Origin of the sequence: Microbacterium sp., assembly GCF_049661145.1 — a bacterium.
In the GTDB taxonomy this organism is placed as follows: domain Bacteria; phylum Actinomycetota; class Actinomycetes; order Actinomycetales; family Microbacteriaceae; genus Microbacterium.
Genome location: NZ_JBASZT010000455.1, coordinates 1 through 3,409 on the forward strand (window position 1 = coordinate 1; position 3,409 = coordinate 3,409).

3 protein-coding genes are annotated in these 3,409 nt (G+C 70.8%); 1 reads left to right on the forward strand and 2 read right to left on the reverse strand.

Annotated elements, in window-relative coordinates:
- Nucleotides 1-77: 77 nt before the first annotated feature.
- Complete coding sequence (locus tag WBP48_RS18940) at nt 78-395, reverse strand: WhiB family transcriptional regulator (protein ID WP_424442374.1); 318 nt, start codon at nt 393-395, stop codon at nt 78-80.
- Between the two features lie 164 nt (nt 396-559).
- A complete protein-coding gene (gene manA, locus WBP48_RS18945; protein WP_424442375.1) occupies nt 560-1,810 on the reverse strand; it encodes a mannose-6-phosphate isomerase, class I in 1,251 nt (416 codons plus the stop codon).
- A gap of 90 nt (nt 1,811-1,900) precedes the next feature.
- On the opposite strand from manA, the gene WBP48_RS18950 reads away from it, so the two are divergent.
- The gene (locus WBP48_RS18950; RefSeq protein WP_424442377.1) at nt 1,901-3,346 is read left to right on the forward strand and encodes an O-antigen ligase family protein; all 1,446 of its coding nucleotides are present in this window, start codon (nt 1,901-1,903) and stop codon (nt 3,344-3,346) included.
- Nucleotides 3,347-3,409: the final 63 nt, after the last annotated feature.

Here is a 3,409-nt window from a genome sequence, read left to right on the forward strand (position 1 = left end):
CTGGGAGAGCGCACCCGGCATCCCGAGGCGGACTCGGGCCGCGGCGGGTACGCGGGTGCAGCCCCAGCGACAGCGGGTCAGGCGCGGCGCTTGAGCTTGCGGCGCTCGCGCTCGCTGAGGCCGCCCCAGATGCCGAACCGCTCGTCGTTCTGCAGCGCGTACTCGAGGCACTCGCCGCGCACTTCGCACGAGGTGCAGATGCGCTTGGCGTCGCGGGTGGAGCCACCCTTCTCGGGGAAGAACGCCTCGGGGTCGGTCTGCGCGCACAGCGCGTCGGCCTGCCAGGCGAGAGCGCCGTCCTCATCACCGGCGGCCGGCCGGCGGACCCCCGGCACACCGAGATTGACCGGGTCGACGAACCAGTTGTCGGGGACGCCAGAGCGGTAACCCGTCATATCGTTCTCCCCCTGCTAGTACGAAAGTGTCCCTCCGGGACCCGCGGCTTTCACCACTCCACGGCGCGGCGGCGGCCCTGAAAGCTCTTCCCTCGCGCCGGTGCGCGTGTTGGAATAATTACACCCTTGTCATTCCCCGTGGTCAAGTCGCGGATGATAAACCCTCAAGGCGTGATTGAACCTTCACCCGCGCCACGGACGGCGTGTCGCGCCCGTGGGCGCACCTCCTCCCGGCCCGGCTGAGCCACGAATGCCGCGCCCTCGCCGGAGATCTCGACCCGGCCCTCCCGCCCGGCATAGACGGCCGCCCCCGGTGCCAGATCGACGCTGTCGCCGCCGCTCGTCCGCCCACCGGCACCCACCGAAACGCTTCCCGCCGTCGCCAGCACGATCGCCGGGCCCCGGAGCTCGATCGTCACAGGAGCGGTTCCCGCCAATGTGACGGCGGTCAGCGCGAAGTCGGCCACGGGGGGAACGTACTCGCGCACTCCCGGCGCGACCTCGCGCGGCACCACGATCGGAACCGGTCCCGTCGTCACGTCGACGACGCGCATGAGCTCGGGTACATCGACGTGCTTGGGGGTCAGGCCGCCGCGCAGCACGTTGTCGCTCGCGGCCATCAATTCGACGCCGAGCCCCGACTGATAGGCGTGCAGTACGCCGGCCGGCGCGAACAGCGCCTGACCCGGCCGCAGCGTCACGAGGTTCATGAGGAGCGCGACGAAGAGCCCCGGATCACCGGGGAAGTCCGCGGCCGCTCCCCGCAGAGTCTCGATCTCCTCGGCGAACTCGGCCGCCCCCTCACCGTCGGCAGCCCCCAGAGCCCGGACGAGGTCCGCCACGAGACCCGCATCGGCATCCGTCAGCGCCCATTCCACGACGGCGCGAAGCGTGGATGCCGTGGCTTCGGCATCCTGCTCCGCCTCCCCCAGCCGCGCTGACAGCGCGTCGCGCGCCGGTCCCTCCCCGAGCGTCGCCACGAGCCGGCGAGTGTCCTCGACGGGTCGAAGCCCCACGAGGGCGCGGAACTCGTCGCTCAGCGCCACGATGATCTCCGGCTTGTGATTGGGGTCGCGGTACAGGCGACCGGGGGCATCGCGCGGCACCCCGGCGTCGTCCTCCTTCGCGAACCCCTCGCGTGCCTGCTCGAGCGTCGGGTGCGCCTGGATCGACAGCGAGGATGCCGCGGCGAGCAGCTTCAGCAGAAAAGGCAGCGGCGGCTCGCCCGCTTCGGCGAGCGCCTGACCCAGCGTGCGGCCCGACCCGTCCGCGACGACCGCAGGAGAGCCGGGGTGATCGCCGTACCAGATCTCCGCCTCCGGCTTTCCCGTCGGCGCGCGGCCCTCCAGTCGGGCGATCAGATCGACGGATCCCCAGGAGTAGTCGCGCGGCGTGTTGGAGATGGGGATCAGCATGCGACCAGCCTAGAACCGGCCCCGTACCGGTGCGCCGAGACCCCGGCCCCGCCGATCGGCGACAGATGCGCGCGATACCCTGATCACACCATGGCCGTCCACACGAAGCATCCCGTCGCGGCGCCGCCGACTGCGCCGATCCGGGAGACGACGGCCCACCTGATGCTGCGCGGCTGGTGCATCTTCGTCATCGCCGCGGCCATCGCCGGGACATCGTGGCTCATGGCATTCGGTGCGGTGGGAGCCGGCGTCGTGGCGTTCGGGTCGGGCATCGTCTCGATCGGGTTGTGGATCGCGCTGGCTCCTGGGCTGCTGTGGCCGCGGCAGTGGCGCCGTCTGCCGTGGTTCGCGACGCTGTACGTGGTGTGGGCGAGTGCGTCGCTGCTGTGGACCGCGTACCCGTCCGCGACGACACTGACGCTCCTGCTGCTGTTCACGACGACGCTGCAAGCACTGTTCGTCGGGTCGGTGCTGACGTGGCGTGAACTCGTGCGCGCGATCGCTTCGGCCCTGAAGTGGGTGCTGGCGCTGTCGCTGCTGCTCGAACTGTGGGTCTCGCTCGTGTGGGGCGGCCCGATGCTCCCCGAGTTCGTACGCCCGGAGCCCGGCGTGAAGTACGACCCCATCGTCTATTGGGTCCGCGACAACCTCTTCGACGGCGGGCGCCTGCAAGGGTTGTTCGGGGGCGCCAACCCGCTCGCCTACGCCGCGTTGCTGGGCATGGTGGTGTTCGCCATCCGGTTCGCCGAGCGCGCCCCGCACGGGCGTCTGCTCGTGGGCTGGTTCGCCCTCGCGGCGTTTCTGTTCGTGCGCGCGGGATCGGCGACGGCATGGCTGGCGGCGGCGGCGGTCGCGGTCGTGCTGACCACGGCGCTCCTCATGCGCACGACGCGTCGCGCGGGGGAGCGGACGCGGTACTACGTCGCATATGCCGTCGTCGGCATAGGCGGACTCGCAGTGCTGTGGTTGCTGCGCGAGCGGGTCTTCGCGGCGCTCGGCCGGTCGTCGGATCTCACGGGGCGCGAAGGCATCTGGCAAGAGGTGTGGCACCGAGCCATCGAGCGTCCGGTGCTCGGCTGGGGGTTCGCGACGCCGTGGGTGCCCACCGACCCGATGTTCGACGGTTGGATCGTCGACCACGGCCAGACCGTCATGCAGGCGCACAACATGTGGCTCGACGTGTTCTTCCAGCTCGGAGCCATCGGAGTGCTGCTCATCGCGCTGACGTTCCTGGCGTATGTGTGGCGGTCGTGGTTCTTCGCGATCGATCGACCGCGGTGGGACCTCGTCGCCGACCGCCCGTACTCGGCCCTGACGCTGCTGCCCACGCTCGCCGGGGCGATCCTGCTTGTGCAGGGGCTCGCCGAGTCGGGACCTCTTCTCGGCTGGGGCTGGTTCTTCGTCGTCATGCTGGCATTCAAGATCAAGCAGGCGCCGCTCGTGGGACGCGGAGCGTCGGAGGAGCGCCTGCTCGGCGAGCAGGGTGAGCCCGGCGAACGAGACGCACGACGCGAGCCGGCGCGGGCGGTGCGATGACTGCGGATGCCGCGGAGTCGGCAGCCCTGCTCGACGCGCGCATGGAGCGGCTCCACCACGAGC